At 44.4% G+C, this 21,082-nt stretch carries 9 protein-coding genes, 1 tRNA gene and 1 pseudogene; 4 read left to right on the top strand and 7 right to left on the bottom strand.

Annotation, left to right across the window (positions count from 1 at the left end; translation table 11 throughout):
• Nucleotides 1–482: 482 nt before the first annotated feature.
• Nucleotides 483–761, top strand: coding sequence for an S-layer homology domain-containing protein (locus NC238_10090; protein MCM1566278.1), 279 nt, complete (start codon nucleotides 483–485; stop codon nucleotides 759–761).
• Between the two features lie 127 nt (nucleotides 762–888).
• Here NC238_10090 and NC238_10085 read toward each other — a convergent pair whose 3' ends face one another.
• The 7 genes and pseudogenes from NC238_10085 to NC238_10055 all read right to left on the bottom strand — a co-directional run bounded on the left by NC238_10085 (nucleotide 889) and on the right by NC238_10055 (nucleotide 17,439).
• The gene (locus NC238_10085) at nucleotides 889–7,710 is read right to left on the bottom strand and encodes a leucine-rich repeat protein (GenBank protein ID MCM1566277.1); all 6,822 of its coding nucleotides are present in this window, start codon (nucleotides 7,708–7,710) and stop codon (nucleotides 889–891) included.
• 232 nt (nucleotides 7,711–7,942) lie between these two features.
• On the bottom strand, nucleotides 7,943–10,567 hold the full coding sequence (locus NC238_10080; protein MCM1566276.1) for a LuxR C-terminal-related transcriptional regulator: 2,625 nt from the start codon (nucleotides 10,565–10,567) through the stop codon (nucleotides 7,943–7,945).
• Nucleotides 10,568–10,741: 174 nt separating this feature from the next.
• On the bottom strand, nucleotides 10,742–11,797 hold the full coding sequence (locus tag NC238_10075; protein ID MCM1566275.1) for a LuxR C-terminal-related transcriptional regulator: 1,056 nt from the start codon (nucleotides 11,795–11,797) through the stop codon (nucleotides 10,742–10,744).
• Between the two features lie 1,569 nt (nucleotides 11,798–13,366).
• Nucleotides 13,367–13,525, bottom strand: a pseudogene (locus NC238_10070) (helix-turn-helix domain-containing protein).
• 522 nt (nucleotides 13,526–14,047) lie between these two features.
• A tRNA-Ala gene (locus NC238_10065) sits at nucleotides 14,048–14,123 on the bottom strand.
• 70 nt (nucleotides 14,124–14,193) lie between these two features.
• Entirely contained in the window at nucleotides 14,194–16,023 is a 1,830-nt protein-coding gene (gene pepF / locus NC238_10060) for an oligoendopeptidase F (protein MCM1566274.1), read from the bottom strand.
• Nucleotides 16,024–16,086: 63 nt separating this feature from the next.
• Nucleotides 16,087–17,439, bottom strand: a complete 1,353-nt coding sequence (locus NC238_10055) for an MATE family efflux transporter (GenBank protein MCM1566273.1) — start codon at nucleotides 17,437–17,439, stop codon at nucleotides 16,087–16,089.
• A gap of 181 nt (nucleotides 17,440–17,620) precedes the next feature.
• Between NC238_10055 and NC238_10050 the strand changes: the two genes are divergently transcribed.
• The 3 genes from NC238_10050 to NC238_10040 all read left to right on the top strand — a co-directional run bounded on the left by NC238_10050 (nucleotide 17,621) and on the right by NC238_10040 (nucleotide 20,952).
• Complete coding sequence (locus tag NC238_10050; GenBank protein ID MCM1566272.1) at nucleotides 17,621–18,784, top strand: M20 family metallopeptidase; 1,164 nt, start codon at nucleotides 17,621–17,623, stop codon at nucleotides 18,782–18,784.
• A 93-nt stretch (nucleotides 18,785–18,877) separates the two neighbouring features.
• Nucleotides 18,878–19,549, top strand: coding sequence for a response regulator transcription factor (locus NC238_10045; protein ID MCM1566271.1), 672 nt, complete (start codon nucleotides 18,878–18,880; stop codon nucleotides 19,547–19,549).
• Nucleotides 19,546–20,952 carry a HAMP domain-containing histidine kinase gene (locus tag NC238_10040; GenBank protein MCM1566270.1) on the top strand — a complete coding sequence of 469 codons (1,407 nt, stop codon included), beginning with the start codon at nucleotides 19,546–19,548 and terminating at the stop codon, nucleotides 20,950–20,952. Before NC238_10045 ends, NC238_10040 begins: the two co-directional genes overlap by 4 nt.
• The last annotated feature ends 130 nt before the right edge of the window (nucleotides 20,953–21,082 follow it).

The raw sequence follows: 21,082 nt of genomic DNA, 5'->3' as shown, positions 1-21,082 counted from the left end.
CTTTTTGTCTGAGGGGAAGTTAACATTCGCAGCAACATCGGTGGTATCTATTAAATATCGCTTGGATTTAACTATATCCTTTTCGATACATCTTCTGACGATTTCATTAAAGAATTCGTCAGAATTTTCTTCTCCCATCCTGTTTGTTCTGAAGTGACAGATTGTTGTATCATCGGGAACCTCATCATCCAGGGATAAGCAAATGATCTTCAGGTATTAATCGATCAAATATCATATGAGTAAATACATCAATCTGTGGATTATTCTTTCCTAACATAACGCCCAACCTCCGTATTTTCAATGCTTTACATGCTTTTATTATACCATATTCAACGCAAGAAATATAGCATTTTATGGGAGGTTAAAAGGGGTTATGCATCTCAAAACCCCTTTAGTTGTATAATTATTTTTTGTTTAGTATATTTATTCAAGGGAATTAGTTTTTCAGCGCTTTCCCTGGCAAGGAGATCACCCGTCAGGAGATGTTCACTCTGCTGTACAATGCGCTGAAGGTTATCGGGCAGCTACCCGGGACGCATGAGCGATCAGTCAGCGAAGCTGACGACCAGCCCCAGGGCGATTCGGGTAATAAACTGTCAGGTTTCAGTGACGCAGGGCAGATTGACTCCTGGGCGAAGAAAGCTTTGACGCTGCTGGTTGATACAGGCACGGTCAGCGGCAACGCCGGAAAACTGTCTCCGACGAGCACGACCACCAGAGCGGAAATGGCGCAGGTACTGTATAACCTGCTGGGTAAGTAAAAAGCATATAATAAGCAAACAAGCCGTGGGATGCTCTGATATCTCGCGGCTTGTTTAATGGGTTTGCCCTTGGCTTTATTCTATTTCTAATTCACGTCCTTTACCTTTTAGAAAATGCCTCATTGCATTACTCCCTCAGCAGATTGAACAGCACCTGTGCCATTTCTGCCCTGAAAGTCGTACTGAGCGGCGTGAGCGCTCCGCCGCTTCCACCGACGGTACCGGTTTCTACCAACAGCGTCATGGCGTCTTTTGCCCATGAGTCGGTCTGACCGGCGTCGGCGAAGTCAGAAATCGTCTTGCCGGAATCTCCCTGCGGAAGTTGTCTAATGCCCTTGAGTGCGTTATACAGCAGGGTGAACATTTCCTGACGGGTGATCTCCTTATCAGGTGCAAACATATTGCTGCCTACACCCCGGGATATGCCAAGCTGTTTTGCCGCCGCCATGTAACCCGTATAATAGGTGCTGCCTGCGTCTGCGAAGTTATCCTGAGGATTTTCAGCAGGAGCTATTCCATAGGCACGCATCAACATCACAAGGAAGTCACCGCGAGTGAGCTTTGCATCAGGACTGAAGTTACCGTTTCCGGTACCTGTTGTGATACCTCTTGCGGCTATAAAGCCCACTGCTTTGCTATACCATGCACCAGCAGCTACATCATTGAAGCTCACTTTGTTATATGCCACGGCATAGTCGCTGAAATGGGTAGTGCTGAAGGTCACAGTTCCCGTAACCGGGTCGTAGTGCCCGTTGGGTACTGATACCACATTGCCGCTGCCGTCTATGTACCAGATGACGATGCTCTCCGGGTTAGCAAGCTCCGAAGCGGTCGGGGTATAGGGGATAGAAACTGTGACCGGTGCGTTGGGATTGCTCCAATAGGTCTGCTTGCCATCAATGGAAAGGCTGAGCGAAATCAACGGCTTATCGCCGATGGCGGCCTTCACATCGGGGGGCAAAGCGTTCTTATCTCCATGACCGATGCTGATTTGAGCCTTGCTGCCGCTGATTCCCTCAACGCCTGTCAGCATATTGGAGGGAACAGTAATACTGCCTATGTCAGTATTGACAGTCACCGTGCCTTGTTCTCCGGTCGTTAACAGCTCCGATACTGGTATACCGACTGAATAAGCGTTAACATCGGAAATGGATGGTATCGTGATGATAGTTCTGTCCTGATTGAGGCTCAGCAAGCCTATATCAATGGACGCGGTTCCGGCATCTTTGTCGACCATTACCGGAATTGTGGTTTTAGTGCCGCTTCCTGTGTTCACATTTGCGTTATGGGTCGGTGTTAACGGCGTTGACGGAGTGCTGCCGCCATCAGAAGGATCACTGCCGCCACCAGAAGAATCCCCGTTGTACGTCCATTTTGCATAGACGGTCATTGTGGCATTTACAGGCGTCGTGGGGATAAACTGTGTACCGGCGCCATTTTCTCCTGTAAACCAGCCTCCGAAGGTATAGCTGCTTCTTGCAGGATCAGCCGGCCAAGCCGCGCTTCCGATGCTAGTTCCCGCGTTGACGGTTTTGGTGGCATATTCAGAGCCGTTGCTGTTGAAGGTAACGGTATATTTGCTGATTAGTTCCGCTATCGTAAGGTTGACCGTATATGTTCTGGTTGTACTTCCATCCTCCGCGGTAACTGACACAATGGCGCTGCCGGGCAGGGAGGAAGCCTGTGTTATGCTGACCTGTGCGTTTGAATCGTTGGCCGTCGCGGAGACGGTAGCACTGGTCGCTCCATAAGGCAATTCCGCATCGTATTCGGTGTCGTCCGGGTCGAAGCCGCTCACAGGCGTGTCGTTCACCGAAAGACTGCTCAAATCGGCATTACTGCTCTGTATATATCCGTTGACGACATTTACCATCAGAGTGGAGGTAGCTCCTGTATTGAAGATTATATTAAACTCAAGAGTGGCACCTGTCGTTAGGGAAAGGCCTGAGAAAAAGCTGTTGCTTATGGTTAAGGTGTCGTCAGAGACAGTGTAATTACTTATGTCCAGCATATAAATGGTTGTATCCGGGCTCACGCTGTAAACCACATCCGTTACCGAGGCCGCGCTGTTCCATGTGATGGTTGTCGTCACATCGGCAGAGAGGGTGCTTAAGTCGTAATTGCACGATGCCGGACTGATGGAGGGCGGCGTTGTGTCGGTGATGGTTATGGTCAGCATAGCAGTAGCACCCTCATTAAATTCAATCGTCAGTAGAAGGCTTCCTGTGGCTTGCGCCGCAAGATATTCCTTCCTTATGGTGAGCGTATTGCCTGATATGCTATAATTGCCCGCTCCGATGGAACTTCCCCCAGCCTTTACGTCAGTGATGCCGGTAGCGCTGCCCCATGTGACGGTGGTCTGCACGTCGATTTGATTGGCGGGATTCCTGTCAAAGCTGCCGGTAACAGGTGAAATTTTCGGGGCGACGACCATTTCAAGGCTTACATTGGCAAGCTCATTTCCCGCCGTATCCATATAGGTGCCTGCGTCTACGTTAACCGTATATGTTTTGGTGCTGTCGAGCGTCAGCGTATTGCTGCCGTTTAAGAAGGCTGTCAGCGGTATCGCCGCCTTGCACGCGGAGCCTTCGCCACTTATGTAGTTATCAGCCGAAGCTATCGTGTAGGTATAGGTATCGGTACCGTCTGAACAGGTAATCGTCTTACCCTCTACAGCGTTGACAGTCTCGTTGAAATTAAGTCCGATACTTGCCGCCGCTGTGCTTACCGCAGGCAGAGTGACCGTCGGGGCTATCGTGTCCTTTATTATCGTCGCGGTGTAGAAATTTAGATTCGCGTATGAATCATACATTTTCACTGTGAGCGTAAGCATCCCGTCCGAAAGCGAGCTAAGGTCGATATTGCTTATTCCCGAGGTGGTCTCGGTAGTGGATTTATAAGTCGATTTGTCCACACTGTTCGTGCCGTCGCTTATTGTGTATTTATATCTTAAAGCTTCGGATATATTATCTAGCGTAAAGGAAATCGCCGTCTGATTTGTACTGTTTATTACCGCCTGTCCGAAACTGAGGTCGCAGGTCGGTATGGACACATCCTTATGATAGGTGTATGTGTAATCTGCGCTCTTATTTCCGGCAGGGTCGGTAAACGAATATACAAAATCGAAGTCGCCATCGGGAAGCGCGCTCATATCAATATAAAATCTGAAAGATGAAGCCGGTGGTATGAGGTTTTCCTCGGTCATGGCAATACTGCCCGAGACAGGTGAACCACCGGTTTTGCTTGTGAGCGTATATTTAAAGACGGCGTTATACTCCATATAGATAGCACTATCATACCAATATGTCAAAACCTTGTCTGCGTTTTCGGAATATGCGATATTATTGCCATTATTGAAATAGAGAATATCGCCGCTTGTCGGAGTCGTATCAACGATTATGGCGTCCGTCATAGCTGTGCTTGTATTGCCTGCAGTATCCGTAAGGGTAACGCTCAAATAGTACTTGCCGTCCGTTGAACCGTCCGTGGCCAGCGTACCGATTGAAACATTCTGCATTGCGTCCGTCACGGTAACGGAATCCGATTTATACAGTACGGGCGATGATTCTTCCCATTGCCACGTATGAGCGTTAAATGAAAATGTGGTTCTGTTTACCGTATAGGACAAGGTACTTCCGACTTCCGCGCCGCTTATTGTGAACGAAAAGTCTGAATCCGCCGTGACATCCGCTTTGTTGATATAGACGCCGTCGCTGTCATTAATGGAAACCGTGTAACCGCTTGGTGCTATCGTATCAACCCTTAAAACAAAGCTGCCTGTAAATCCGCCATCATAGGAGGTCGCCGAAATCGTCGTCTCACCCCATCCGACTGTTGTGACAACGCCGTCGCCGTCCTGGCTCACCGTCGCGACCTCAGGATTGCTGCTTGTCCAGGCCGCCCCTCGGTAGGCGCAGTCTTCCGCCACGGCATAGAAGGTGTGTGTCTGATTGACGTTCATGGTATAGGACTCGGGCAAAGCCAAGGTGCTCGCTCTGATATAGGAGGGCAGATTTCTGCTTTCTGTGAAATTGTTCGTACCGGTGGTCACATAACCGCTCGCCGCGTAATAACCGTTCTCTGCTACAGAGGTATCCTTAACAACGACGGTGGTAAGTTTGGCGGAATTTTCCGGCAGCCACAGATAGATATTGCCGCTGCTGTCTGTCACGCAAGGATTTGAACCGGCATAGGTTTTGTCCGCATCGGAGCTGTCGCTGCTGTAATGATCGATTTCGGAAGTGACCGCAGTCGACGTGGGCAGGTCGCTGATTACCGTTTTATATACCGGGGTCGTCCCGTCGCTCGTTGGATTTGCTGTGGGCAACGCTTTAACGGAACCGCCGGAGATTTTTATGGTGCTCGGCGTACCGCTCATTAAGCTTGCTCCATCGCCGATAAGACCGTCTCCACTGTATGCATACGTCAGTACCGTACCGCCGTTTATGGTAACCGTGCTGTTGCCCGCGAACATACCACTGCCTATAGCGGCTCCACCGTTACTGGCAGCATTGGTTTTGACAAAACCGCCGCTGATTTCAACGGTACTTCCACTCCCGTTATAACCGCTGCCAATGACCGCGGCGTATGGAGGTTGACCATTGGCGGTTACATTGCCGCCGCTTATCTTGATGTTTCCACCCGAAGCACCATATCCGCCACCTATAGCTGCACCCTTTCCCGTATAATCGACATCGGCATAGGCATTTGCGATAACCGTGCCGCCGCTTATTTCGATGCTGCCAGCGCTTCCTGATTCTCCGCTGCCAATCCCAGCTCCGTCTTTACCTGCAGTCGCCGTAACTGTGCCGCTGCTGATGGAAATATTACTTATATTACTCATGTAGCCACTGCCGATTCCCGCAGCACAGTTACCGCCGTTGGTGGTGATTGTGCCGCCGCTGATGGAAATAGAACCCCCGTTTGAATTTGCGGGATCTCCTCTTGAATAATATGCGTTTCCGATGCCCGCACCAAATTCACCGCCGGTTGCAGTTATAGTCCCGCCATATATGTTTACTTCAAAGTCTTCATTATAATAACCATCAACATCGCAACTCGCTCCGATACCCGCACCCTTGGAGCCGCCGTATGATGTGATGTTACCGCCATAAATATTGACCTGACCGGCTTTTATCAAGCTGCCGATGCCAGCACCCCACTTGGCGCCAGTCGCCGTGAGCGAACCGTCGCATGGAAGTATATTCAGAGTTGAGTCACAGTCAACATCAAGTCCGGAACACTTATCTGCCGTGGCTGTGAGCGTATTGTCGCCCACCAGCAGCAGATTCAAGGTCGTTCCATAAATCGACCCTTTGACGCTAAAGGGCGCTCCGGCAGATATATTCACGCCGCTGAGCGTAATTTTTGCCGTGGTTCCGTAGTCGACAGTTATGGTGTTGGCTGTCGCGGTTGTGCTGTTTGTCTGCATTATGACGATGTTGTCGTAAGAATTGATGGTCTGGGATACCTGAGCGCTTGTGTTGTCATAATAGGTAAGCGTGCTGCCGGAAACCGTAATACTGCCGTAATACAGGTCGCAGTTTATGGCATCAGGCGCTGTATGCGTTGTGAACGAGTGCGTGCTGTCCATCGTCATCTCAGTCCCCGCCGCGTCCTTGAACCCCATAATCGTAACAGTATGCATTGTACCATATGCAATATTGGAATAGGGAATCGTATATGTTTGACCGTCCGCCGACCAACTGCCGCCGGAAAGGTATGTGCTGCCGCCGTCCAGCGACACCGTACCCATTGTTTCATCCATCGCCTCGCTGAAGGTGATAACGATATTGCCATTGTTATTAATGTCCGTGCCGCTCGGTGTGACGACTGATACGGTCGGGGCGCCGCTCACAGAAACGGTCGTAAACTCGTGGCTTGATACCGCGACGTCTGCGTTTGAGGAATTCTTGAAGCCTGTAGCCGCAACCGTATACTCGGTTTCGTAGGCAAGACCTGTGTATGGAATCGTAAAGGTGTTTCCTGACCAGGCTCCCGAACTGAGCGTTCTGCTTCCGTCCAATGATGTGAGTGTCACAGTTCCAGGCATTTCGGTATCCATTGTCTCGGCGAAATTGATAACGATATTTCCGCTGATTGAGATATCAGAGCCGTAAGGGGTTTGCGACAAATAGCCGAGCGAATCATAGCCCGTTGCACCGAGGGGATAGTAAATAGAGAATCCCGACGCGCAATTTGCAAAGGCGCCTGCCTCGACTGTCGGGGCTGTCATATCAGGGAAATACGCGGAAGTTAGCGCTGTACAGCCGCTGAAAGCATTTGCGCCAACTGAATAGACACTGTCGGAAACTGTGACTCCCGTTAAGGAAGTGCATAAAGAATATGAGTAATCGCCGATAGAGGTCACGGTATCCGGAATTGTGAGCGATGTAAAGCCGCATGAGGCGAATACATAATTGCCTATGGAAGTAATGGTGCTCGGAAGCGTAAACGAAGTCAGAGCGGTGCATCCTTCAAAGGCATGGTCACCAATGGTTTCCACGCTGTCCGGGAGCGTGAAGGAAGTAAAGCCTGTATTATTAGTAAACGCGTAATTCCCTATTGATGTTAGGGAACTGCCCGAAGGAAAACTGAATTGATAAAATTTATCACCACTAAACGCGTATGACCCGATAGAGGTCACACTGCTGCCAACGGATACTGTAGCTAAGTAAAGCAGATCGCTAAAAGCGTTATCGGGGACAGTTGTTACTTCGTTTCCAATAATCAAATAAGTAATAAAATCATTTGTTACATTGGAATCGCTTTTCCAGTTTGTCATACCATCGTTGTCCGTAATGGTTAAAGTCTTCGAAGTATCATCATATGTGTAACCAGTGCCCGAATACTCGGTCGCATGTGCTTTCAGCGGTACAAAACCGAAGATCATTACGGTGCAAAGCAGCAGCGCCATCGCTTTTTTGCCCTTCATCTTAATCTTATTCATTTCACACACCTCTTATCATCAGCCGTTAGCAGTCCTGATGGCTTCATTTTTTTGCGTCTGTTTTTTAAAGTACTCAACTAGCGTCACCTCTCGAATTCTATTTCAGATAAATTTTACAATTTGTACTAATTTTCTATTATAGGCTATCATAATGAACTGCGTTTCGTAATTGTACCAGGGTACAATTTTGGGAAGAAATTGACTTTGTCTTTTAACCGTGCAATGCTGTTACTTAGGTGGGCAAGAATCCGTCCAAGCTCAATTCTCTCGCCTTTATAATAGCTTCCAGCCGGTTTTTGGCCTTCATTTTCTTGCAAATTTGAACGTTGTGATGTCTTACGGTTCTCACCGTAATAGAAAGCTTGTTCGCTATCTCTTGATTGGAAAGCCCGTCGGCAAGCAGCCCTAAAACCATCGATTCCCTTACGCTTAACGGCGTCCTCGCCGCTTCGCCGTTTAAAGCGGCATCCGCGTCGGCATCAGGTGCGCGGGCAAGGGTCTTAATATGTGCTTTCGTCAGTTTTAAAAGGCCATTGGCATAATCGATATATTGAAGGTTGCCCGTTTGCTTTCCCCAGGTTCTGTATTTTATCAGTAGTGCGGCTATAGGCTGAGCCTCGTCCGCGAAGGTGCGCATATAGCCTTCCGCGCTTCCAAGCTCAAGGGCCTTATGGAGCGTAAGCATGGAGTCCTTTACATTCCCCTGCAGATGATAGCTGATTGCCGTCAGACATAGTATTTCAATTCTGCTCCTCAAACGGTCTTCCTTTTGCGCAAAGTCATCAAGACGGGTCAATAGTATCTGCGCGTCATCATACCGGTTTGTCAGAATTAAATATCTTGCGTAAACAATATGCTCGCATTCACGGGACATGGAAAGTATGTCGAAAATACCGACCCGGCTTGTTGCCAGCCATTTTTCCGCGCGACAAGTATCTCCCATGCCAATATAAAGGCTTGCCGTAAATACATCAAAGAAGCAGCTCCAAAATGCCTTGCTTTTTCCGGTCAATAAGTGTCTGCCTGACTCAATTATTTTGAATGCTCCATGGATATCACCCCTTGCCCTTTTCTCCTTTGCCAAGGTAATAAAGCAGGGGACAATGATTCCGGGATTATTTAGTCCGATAATCCTTCCGATGTTTAATTTCAGTACTGCATATACGTCTTTCAAACGGTTCTGCTCATAGTGACATTCGGCAAGGGTCACGGCAATGTAAGCAGAAAAATCGCCGAGCAGCCCCTGCAATTTTTCGAGGGTGTCGCAATAAGCTTCCTCAACTTTATTCAATCTGCCATTAAATCCGTAAAGCGTATCTAAGAGATTCGGTTCTCCCGAATTCATTTCACCGATAAAAATCGGCGCATGTAAATTGAACTCACATACTTTTTTAAAATGGCGAACCGCCCCTACCGCATCCCTTCGGAAAATGGCCGTATTGGCGTATGTAAGGGCTATATGTGCCTCAAGATACTCTTTTTCCTCATTCGTCAGGCTGTCTTTCATACGGTCATAGCACGTCTGGGCCTTATCCGCCCACAATTCCGCCTCGTTAAGCCGGTTTTCCATTGACAATACCCAGGAATATCCGGTACAGGCTCTGACGTCGCTTTCACATAGTGCTTCAGGCATGTGGTCCATCCACTTTCGCCAAGTGGAATACTCACCATTTTGGGTCATCGGGAGATAAATGTCCCAAACCAGCGGAAACACTTTTGTAAATTCCTTGGCTTTGATAAAGCAATCGATCGCATTACTGATATATCCGTTTTCGAGATACCATTGTCCGGCCTTATCGTATAGACTGTGCTGAGTCGTAACGGACTCCTTTTCCAGCAGGTTCATCAAAAACTCCTGAAAAAGATGATGATATCGAAACCAACCATTCTCCTGCTCCAGGGGAATGATAAAGCTGTTGCTTTCCGACAGCATTCTCAGGAGTTTGTTGCTATTAGCATTTCCGGTTACTTTATCGCAAAGGGGCTGGGACAGCTTGTCCAAAAAAGAAGTATGGACCAGGAACTCTTTCACTTCTTCCTGCCAACGGTCAAAAACCTCACTCCTGAAAAAGCTGCTGATATGCCGGTTGCTTCCGGAGAAGCCCCTAACTGCCTCATGGATGTCAATACCGTCTTCCATTGTAAAGGCGGCGATCACGAGTCCCAAGACCCAGCCTTCCGTGGAAGCCTCCAGACATGAGATGTCCTCAGAAGTAAGCTGAAATCCTCTTTTCTTAAAAAAATGATTTATTTTATCGGAATTGAAGGATAGATCTTTGCTTCCCAGCTGAAGTACCTGACCTTTGACAAACGGCAGCGCCAACGCAGGGTTGAGTTCATCGCGGCTCAAAAGAATGATGTGTATATTGGAGGACGCATTTTTGATAAAGTGTTCCAGACTTTTCTGTACGAGCTCGTCATGGATCAGATGGAAGCCATCCAGTACGATAATAAGATGTCCAACTATAGCACGCAATTTCTCCAGAAATAATTCAATAAACAGATTGGACAAAACGTGTTTTTTGCTTAAAGGTATATCCTCGAACACATTGCTCTGCTGAACAAATCCCCCTGTCACAACAGCCGCCATAATGTAGCGCCAGAACCTGACAGGCTCGTTTTCCGATTCGTCGAGAGAAAGCCAGGCGGATGGAAGCCGCCTGCTTTCAAGCCATTCAATCACGGCTGCTGTTTTTCCATAGCCAGCGGGCGCCGTAACGAGTGTCAATTTATGTGTTAAAGCATGATCCAGCTTTTCAACGATACACTGCCGGGGAATCAGGTTATGGCTGATTCCCGGCTTGTTATACTTGGTTTTGATTAATCCACGCCCGGTTAAGTCATCATTTTCGGCCATAAAAACCTCCCCGTAATGAACAAATAGAAAAAACTTCTTTACGGTGCTCATCTATAAATTTATCATGCTATTGCTCATTTCGTAATTGTACCGGAGTACAATTTTACAAAAGAAAAAGCAGCGTGCCCACGCTTCATTTGCGGGCAGTACTGCTTTCTTTACGATTAGATTTCCTTACCTAATCCCGATACCAAGTTCCCTGGCTTTTATAATTGCTTCAAGCCGGTTCTTAACCCCAATCTTTTCAAATATTTGTGCATTATAATGCTTTACTGTTCTGACCGATACAAAAAGCTTTTCCGCTATCTCCTGATTTGAGAGTTCCTCTACAAGAAGCTTCAAAACCGCTAGCTCCCTCTCTCTTAATGTATTCAGGGTGGTGGTCTCTCCGGAAGCCGCAATTTCGTCATGCAGCGTTATTGCTATATGTATCCGAATATTCTCTTTTGTCAGCTTCAGTAAATGTTTGGAATATTTTTCGTACTTTTCATTTCCGTTTTGTCTGATCCATGCCCTGTAGTTTGCCAGTAAATCGGCCATGGGCTGACCTTCATCGGTAAATGTACGCGTATAACCGTCTTGAAAGCCCAGCTCCAGCGCTTCATGGAGCGCAAGCATTGCATTTGAGGTCTCTCCCATCCGGTTGGAGCAAATCGCAGAAAGGCACAGTGCCTCAATTTGGCTTCCAAGCCTGTTTTCCATGGTTGAAAAATTTACAAGTCTGCTCAATAGGATTAGCGCTTCATCTAACCGGTTGATCAGTATTAAATATCTTGCGAAAACTATATATTCAAATTCACGGGAAGCGGAAATAGCGTCAAATACCCCCAGACGATCCGCTGCTATACGTTTTGCCGCGCTGTCCGCGTCTCCTTTGCTTATATAAAGGCTGGCAGTAAATACATCCAAAAAATAACTCCAGACGCTCTTTTTATTGTCAAGTATTGCTCTGCCCGATTCTATGATTTCATACGCTCCGGGAATATCACCCCTGGCTTTTTTTACTTTTGAAAGCGTAATAAAACAGGGAACGATAATTCCGGGGCTTTTCAGTCCGGTTATTCTTCCCATGCTCTTTACCAGCGTAGCGTATACCGTGTCAAGATCTCCACGCTCGTATTGGCATTCGGCAAGTGCCACGGAAATGTAAGCGGAAAAATTGCCCAATACTCTTGGCGTGTCGTCAATAACGCTCTCATAGGCTTCATGGACCTTTCTAAGTCTACCCATGAATCCATAAGCGGTCTTTAGAAGGCTCGGTTCGCATGAATTCATCTCTCCCACAACAATGGGGGTATGCAGCTTTAAGTCGCAAATTTTTCTATAATATCCAAGGGCGGCTGCGGCATCCATTCTGAAAACCTCTGTATTAGCAAAAGCCATTGCGATATTTGCTTCAAGGAAATCTTTTTGTTTTTGAGCAAGGACGCCTTTCATTCGTTCTAAACATGTTTGTGCCTTGCAGGCCCATTTTTCCGCCTTATCAAGCTGGTTTTCCATGGACAATACCCATGAAAGCCCGGTACAGGACTGCACGTCATTTTCCCAGAGCTCTTCCGGAATGCTGGACATCCATTTATGCCATGTTGAATACTCGCCGTTCTGGGTAATTGTCAGGTAAATACCCCATACAAGCGGAAAAGCTCTCTCGTATTCCTCCGCTTTTAAATACCAGTTGATGGCGTCCCGGATAAACCCGTTCTCCTGATACCACTGACCTGCGAGGTTATAAAGCGTACGGAGTGAAGATGCTTCTTCCTGTTCGAGCTTTGACATCAGAAACTCCTGAAAGAGATGATGGTATCTGAACCACTCATCCTCACGATCCAGCGGAATGATGAAGCTGTTTGTTCTCGAAAGCATACTGAGTAATTCCGTGCTTTGTGCTTTGCCGGTAACCTGTGAGCAAAGCGAACCGGAAAGTTTATCCAGAAATGCCGTGTGTAAAAGAAATTCACGAACTTGGGCGGGACACCTCATGAAAACTTCTTGCTCCAGCAGCCGGTTAATACTTCTGTCTTTCGCGGAAAACCCCCTAACAGTCTCGCTGATACCATTGCTCTCTTTGATGGAAAAGGATGCCGCGACAAGTCCTGCAGCCCATCCCTCAATACTTTCATCCAATACCTTGATATCGTCCCCGGTCAAGCATATCTCCCTTTGTATCAGGAATTCATTCGTTTCATCCGGACTAAATGCCAGATCTTTAAGACTGAGACTGATGGCGGTTTCTCTGGTACAGAGTTTATATAGTTCCTCGTTTTCTTCACGACTGAGAATAATCATGCCAAGCTTCGGGGGCATATATTTAACAAAATAGGCTACGCTTTTTAAAATGCTTGCATTATGAATCAGATGATAATCGTCGATTACGAGGACAAGGTTCTCATTTACGCCACTGAGAATGTTAATCATCAGGTCAACTGTAATATTGGAGGTTACAAACTCCGCATTAACCGAGACATCCTTTAAGATTTCTTCATCTTTAAGGCATTGGGCAAAGGATGCTTTTATGTAATTCCAGAATCTCACCGGATCATTGTCGGCCTCATCAATAGAGAACCACGCATACCTTGCATCTGAATTTTCAAGAAAATTTACTGCGGCTGTGGTTTTTCCGTATCCGGCAGGTGCGGTTACAAGGACGAGCTTATATTCCGACAGGAGTTCAAGCTTTTTCTCTATATTTTGTCGTTTGATTATGTTTTTGCTCATTCTTGGCGGACAAAGCTTTGTATCAGCAATTTGAACGGTATTTTTCGCTTTACCGCTTACTTTATAAGCCTTTCGCCTAAGGAGGCTTTTCCCGCTTGCCGGTTTTTGGCTATCCTTGGGTACAAGCCACAGATTACCTTTCTTTACAGCGCCTTCAACTCGGCCTTCCGAGCAATAATAATTCACCATCCTGCTTGTGATACCCCATTTTTCACAAGCTTCTTTCACAGTTAAATACTCCATTTCCTCACCTGCCGAAATCATTCTATTAGTGTAATTTTACTTCGAAATCTCGAAATTATCAATTTATTATGTCACTTATTGGCGAATTTATTTATTTAATTTGTTATAAATTTCTTAAAGTGAGAGGCTCATCTTGACGGGGAAGCATTTGGCGTATATACCGGGCCGCCCGACTTGGCCGCTTCTGTTTCCGCTTCCTCCCGCGCATCCTCCCTTTGCTCTCTTAAAAGAGTTATAGCTCCAAGCATCGATATTTATCAAGTGCCCGATCTTGTACGGTAAGAAAAAAGCACTTGCCCAAAAAGCAAGTGCTCTAGTTTACGTTTGGTGGAGATAAGGGGGATTGCCGTCTGCTGCGCTTTGCTTGCATACTGCTGCTTCGCCTTACGGCTCAGCACAATTTGCTAAAAATGCCCACACCGGGGCATTTTCTTTACGCAAATTGCCCTCTCGGGTTCGATCCCAGTGTGTATGATAATCAAAAAAACACTTACTAATAGCAAGTGTTTTAATTCTCTTATTTGGTGGAGATAAGGGGGATCGAACCCCTGGCCTCTTGAATGCCATTCAAGCGCGCTCCCAGCTGCGCCATACCCCCACTTTTTTGTTTTGCCAACTTTTATTCTATATCAGTTTCAACAAAAATTCAACTGCAAATATTTACTTGCCTATTTCTCCAGAAGCTCCTCCATCTGGTCAAGCAAGCTACCGAACAGTTTTAGTGCATTGTCCACCGGCTCTGTTGTTGACATATCAACATTAGCAATTTTCAAAAGCTCTATAGGATAATCAGAGCCACCGCTCTTCAGAAACTTCAAATAACGGTCTACTGCAGGCTGTCCTTCCTTCAGTATCTGCTGTGATATTGATACCGCCGCTGAGAAGCCTGTTGCATATTTGTATACATAGAAGCTGGTATAAAAATGCGGAATTCTAGCCCACTCCATATCAATATAATCATCTATAACTATATCCGGCCCATAATATTTGATGTTTAAATCTCGATATATCGAGCACAGCAGTTCAGCAGTCAAAGCCTCTCCAGCCTCAGCCTTTTCGTGGATTATTTTCTCAAATTCAGCAAACATTGTTTGCCTGTATACTGTAGTTCTGAATTGCTCCATAAAGTAGTTCAGAAGATACATCTTCTTTGTTTTATCATCAGTAGTCTTTAGAAGATGATTCATTACCAGGGATTCATTAAGGGTAGATGCTACCTCGGCTACAAATATTTTATACTGTGCATATATATATGGCTGATTGCTGTCTGAGTAATAGCTATGTAGTGCATGGCCCATCTCATGTGCAAGGGTGAACATATTATTCAGAGTATCCGTATGATTCAGAAGCACGTAAGGATGCGAGTCGTAGCAGCCCCAAGAGTATGCTCCGCTCCTCTTCCCTTCATTCTCATAAACATCTATCCAACCTGAGTTCAATCCTTTTTCAAGATCTTTGCCATAATCCTCTCCCATTACCTGCAAGCCTTCCTTGACAGTTTTCTTTGCATCTTCAAAGGGTATTTCCATTTTTCCTTCTTTTATCATCGGTACATAAAGGTCGTACATATGAAGCTCATCAAGTCCCATTATCTTCTTCCTGAGCTTAACATACCTGTGCATCAGCTTCATATTGTCATCCATGGCTTTTATGAGATTGTCATATACCTCTATGGGCACATTATCTGCAAAAAGTGATTCTTCTCTTGCGGAACCATACTTTCTTACTCTTGTACTGAATATATTTGCTTTTACATTGGCATTTAGGAGAGCTGCCAGTGTATTTTTCTGTTTGGAATAAGTGCTGTACATCCCGTCGAAGGCAGCCTTCCTTACTTTCCTGTCATCGCTTTCCATGAATTGTGAGTACCTGCCCTTTGTAAGCTCCACTTCATTTCCCTTTTCATCCTTTATATATGGGAACTTAATATCCGCATTATTTAGCATGCTAAATATAGTCTCCGGAGCCTGAGCCATTTCTCCTGTCATGGCTAAAAGCTGCTCCTCGCTGGCATTTAGCACATGAGGCTTCATTCTCCTTATTTCCTCCAGGAATCTTTTATAATGCATCAAAGCTTCATTTTCTTTAAGAAAACCCTCAAGCTTTTCGTCGGGAATATCAAGAATACCCGGTATGATAAAGGAATTAGCACTATTTATCGTGACTCCCAAAGAATCAACCCTATCAGCAAGTCCCTGATAGAAAGAATCGTTACTGTCCTCATGACTTCTCATATGAGCATATACATATACCTTCTCAAAAAGTCTGGTCATATCAGTACTCAGGTTAAGACATTCAAGAAGCTTTAATGCACTTTCAGCCATATTCGACTTAAAAGGAGCCATCAAATCCGCCATATTCTTTACCTTTTTATAATCTGCCTCCCAAAAATCATTAGAAGCATAAATATCTTCAAGCTTCCATTTATATTCCCCCGAAATCTCATTTCTCTTAGGTATACTCGAACCCTTATTAATCATCATAATCCCTCTCTTCATAAAAAAATTCTCCAACGCCCTGCTAAATCTAGTGACTAGCGACTAGTGACCAGCGACTTTCTTCTATATCACACAAGTATTTTTCCATTTACCTTTTTTTACATAGTGCAAAATGACTACGTAGTGAACTGCATAAGCAATAATATAGGAAAACCATACCCATTCAACACTTAGCTGTAGCAGCTGTACAAACGTAAATAAAAGGGGTATCTGTACAAGCCAGATGGAGATCAATGCTCCGAGCATTGAAGGGACATTATCCCCAGCGCCATATAGTATTGAAGCCAATGAACCAGCCGGACCCATAAAGAGTGCCGCAATAGCAAAGTATCTCAAAAATGAAGTTCCTATCCCTATTATTTCTTCACTTGCTGTAAAAATATTCATAATTAAGCCCGGAACCAATACTAATGCAATTCCCGTCGCAAACATAAACCCAAAGGATAGCTTAGCGGTAAGGTGTCCTGCTTCTTCTGCCCTTTCGCAGTCTGCCGAGCCAAGACTCTGGCCTACAATTACACCGGTACCCATCTGCAAGCCAAAAATAGGCATTACAATGAGACCGATAATTCTTATACATATTCCAAAAGCAGCTACAACAACCACTCCATATGAGGCTATAAATCTCATTATTATAAAACTACCTGTATTCCTGAGCAGACCCTCCAGCCCTGTAGGTAAACCTATTTTTATCAGCTTTATATCTATGGATTTTACAAAGTATATCCCCCTATTAAAGCCAACCTTTATAAAGGACCTGCCTGACATTAGTATATACAGTCCTACAATAAAAGCCATTGCCTGAGATATTACCGTAGCATAGGCAGCTCCGGATACCCCTAATCCCATTCCCCTAATCCCAATATAGGGTACAACGTCAAATATCATAATAGGGTCAAGAATCATATTCAAGATTCCGGATAAAGCCATGATATATAGCGGCTTTTTAGCATCACCTATACATCGCAAGGCTGTATTCACAGAATAAGAAGAAAATGCAAGGGGAAGCGTTATTAGCCTTATTCTTCCATAGGCAGTAGATTGCCCCAATACATCCATGTTTCCTGCCAAGGGGCCTAGTATATATGGTATAAGAACGCTCATTACAATTCCCACTATAAGAGCCAGAATAAACTTTATTATAATTGTCTGTTCTATTGCTTCTACAGTTTTTTCCTTATTACCCGAGCCGTAAAATCTGGATATAATTGTTACTGAACTAGTCCCAACTATATCATTAACCGTATTCAATATCCACCATACTGTTGAAAATATTGTCACAGCAGCTACTGAATTAATTGATATTTTCGCAACCCATGCCATGTCAACTATTTCATAAAGTGTCTCAAACATCATCCCAAGCATTGTCGGTATTGAAAGTGTCAGTATCCCCTTTAACAGGCTTTTTTGCTCCATTGAATGCCCCATATAATCCTCCGCTATTATAGTTTATATTTCCTATTTTACCTCTTATTAACGATTATTTCTACATCAAATTTCATCCTCATCTAAATATAACGAAGCAAAATTTTAAGTATCTATAACAATGATTATACAAATAATATACACAAAATAGTATCCATGAAAGGGAATAATAATGAAGAATATTATTGAAAAAGAAATCCATGCTCTTAGAGAACAGCTATCTGAAATAAGTGACTATATTGGCAACAACCCGGAATTGGGTAATCAGGAGTTTTTGGCAGTTGAAAAGCTGACCTCCTTTCTTAAAGCTCAAGGATTCTCAGTAGAAACAAATATCATCGGCAAACCCACAGCATTTAAGTCAGAATATAATAGCGGAAAGGCCGGACCCACAGTAGCCTTTCTTTGTGAATATGATTCCTTGCCTGGTATAGGTCATGGCTGTGGCCACAATATGATAGGCACCATGAGCTGTGGCGCTGCTGTCGGTCTCAGCAAGGTTCTTGAAAAAACAGGAGGTCGTATCGTAGTACTTGGTACCCCCGCCGAGGAAACCGACGGGGCTAAGGTGGACATGGCCAAAAAGGGTGTATTTAAGGACATTGATGTAGCGATGATATTGCATCCTGAGGATAAAACCTATGAAAGTGGCAGTTCTCTGGCAATGGATGCATTACAGTTCGACTTTACCGGCAGGGCAAGTCATGCAGCCTCCTCTCCTCATAAAGGTATCAATGCATTGGATGCTGTCATACTCACCTTTAACGGAATAAATTCCTTAAGACAGCACGTTACATCTGATGTACGGATACACGGAATAATAAAGGAAGGCGGAAAAGCTGCCAATGTAGTGCCTGACAAAGCAATTGCACAATTCTATGTAAGAGCCGGAAAGAAGAAATATCTCAAGGAAATAAATGAAAAAGTAAAGAACATAGCCAGGGGAGCTGCTCTTATGACTGATGCCGACTTGGAAATAAGCAACTATGAGATTTCCTATGATGACATGAATACAAATCAAAGTCTTTCCAAGGCCTTCATAGAAAACCTCAAGCTTGCCGGCATAAATGAAATACATCCTGAAAGATCAAGCTACGGTTCTTTGGACATGGGCAATGTAAGCTATGTGGTTCCTGCAATTCACCCTTACATATCCATATCGGATACCAGCCTCGTAGGTCATACATCTGAATTCAGAGATGCGACTTTGACGGAAAGAGCCCATGATGCTCTGGTCAAAGGTTCTTGCGCTCTTGCCCTTACCGGCTACGATGTATTGACAGACAAAGAGCTCCTGAAACGGATAAAAGAAGAATTTGCCACCATAGAAAGATAATGAAGTTACAAAATATATACAACACTACAGTAGTTTTATGATAAAATTAGTATAAACCGCAATTTCACGAAAAATATTAGGCAGGTGATTCTATTGAAAGTCCTTATAGTTGATGACGAGCCGGCAATTGTTGATCTTATAAAGATAAATCTTGAATTGGAAGGCTTCGATACTTGTACTTGCTATACCGGCCAGCAAGCACTCATGGCCGCACCTACATTTGCACCCGACCTGATAATACTTGACATCATGCTTCCCGATATCAGCGGCTTTGAAGTATGTAAGAAGCTCCAGAATCTCAGTATCCCCATAATAATGCTTACTGCAAAAAATGATATCAAGGACAAGCTGTTTGGTCTTGAGCTAGGTGCCGATGACTATATCACCAAGCCCTTCGACAGCAGGGAATTATCCGCCAGGATAAAAACCGTCCTCAGGCGAATTAACAAATCCGTTGTTAAAGAAGATACAAATATAGAATTGGGTCCCATAGTAGTCAATACCTCTGAAAGGCAAGTATATATCGATAATGAAGAAATCGTGTTAACCCCAAAGGAATATGACCTTCTACTGGTCTTATGCGAGAATCAGAGAAAGGTTTTTTCCAGAGAAAACCTTCTTGAATTAGTATGGAAGTTTGAATACATCGGTGACAGCAGAACTGTGGACATGCATGTGCAGAGACTGCGCAAGAAGCTAGGTAAGTACAACTTCTTTATAAAAACAGTATTCGGTATAGGCTATAAATTTGAGGTTCAAGTATGAAGCTGAAGCATAAAATTATTGCACTAAACATGAGTGCTCTTTTTTTCATGCTCATAATATTAGGAACTATAATTACTCAGATAACAGATAATTACAATCTTCGTACCGCCCTTAAATATCTGGAAACCCAAGGCAATTACTCAGCAATTTATATTGAGCAATATGCGCTTAGCAAAGCTCCTAACGATTTTGAAGTCCCTTCTGTTATGAATACAAGTGCCAACTACCTTGCCTCTGTGCTTAAGGATTTAGTAAAATGCAGGGTTCAAATATATTCTAGTGATGAATTGCTTGGAGATTCTGAGGAGCTTTCAAGCTCCAAAGAAGAAATAAGACCGGAAATCAAGGAGACCTTTAGTAAGAAAAAGGCGTATATAATTACCCCTGGTAAGAATAGAATATTGTATTATGCCGTACCTGTTAGCATCGGCAACAGATATTCCTACTCCCTGGGCTTTATATATGATCTTACAGAAGCAGACAATATGAAGAATAACACAGTAAGAATGTTTGTTTTTACCGGTGTCTTTCTGTCAATTCTATTGATGCTGGGCAGCACTATTATTTCTAATAGGATAACCAAGCCAATAAAGATGCTGAATGAAGCAACCAAGCAATTCTCAGAAGGAAATTTTGAAAGCCGTGCACCTGCGGTTACCAAGGATGAGGTTGGTGAACTGTCAACGACATTTAACTCAATGGCAGACAGCATAAAGGACATGATAACCAAGCTTAGCTATGAAAAAGAAAAGCAGAAGTATTTTTTTGATAATTTCACCCATGAAATCCGCACCCCCCTCACCACCATTCTGGGTTATACAGAGCTTTTATGGAAAACCAATGATGAGGAGGTAAAAGACAAAAGCTTGTTCTATATTACTTCAGAAGGAAAAAGAATGCTGAAGATGATGGAGCGACTGCTTGAGCTCTCAAAGCTAAAAAACTACAGCTTTGAATTAAATAAGTCTGATTCAAACCTTAAAAAGCTTATTGAAGATGCATGTAATTCTATGTTCTACAAAATGAAGAGATATGACACAAGCTGCAGATTGGATTTGGAGGATATCACCTGGAAGGTGGACCCTGATCTCTTTAAACAGGTGGTTATTAACCTTATTGATAACTCTATCAAGTACAGTAAGTCTCCAATTATTGATATAAGCCTGAAGAAGCAGAAGGGTATAAGGTTTGAGATTACAGACTACGGCTGTGGAATGGATCAGAAAAACCTTGAAAATGTATTTGACCCTTACTACAAGGTCGAACAATCCAGGAACAGTCATAATGAGGGCTGGGGCTTAGGCTTGTCTATTGTGAAGGAAATAATAGAGAAGCATGGTGGAAATATAGAGATTAGCAGTATACCCGGAGAAGGCACAAAAATTGTAATAACCATTGCTTAATTCGGATTTGGAGGATAAGGTTGAAAAAGAATAGTAGAGATTATCCATTCTCGTAAGTGCATAGCAAACAAGCCATCTTGCGGTGGCTGCAAAAAATTGAATATGTAGACAAAATTAAGGTTATTCAGCA

Source organism: Dehalobacter sp. (assembly GCA_023667845.1).
Lineage (GTDB): Bacteria > Bacillota > Desulfitobacteriia > Desulfitobacteriales > Syntrophobotulaceae > Dehalobacter.
The sequence above is the reverse complement of the archived record's forward strand: the minus strand, read 5'-3'. Positions and strand labels throughout refer to the sequence as shown.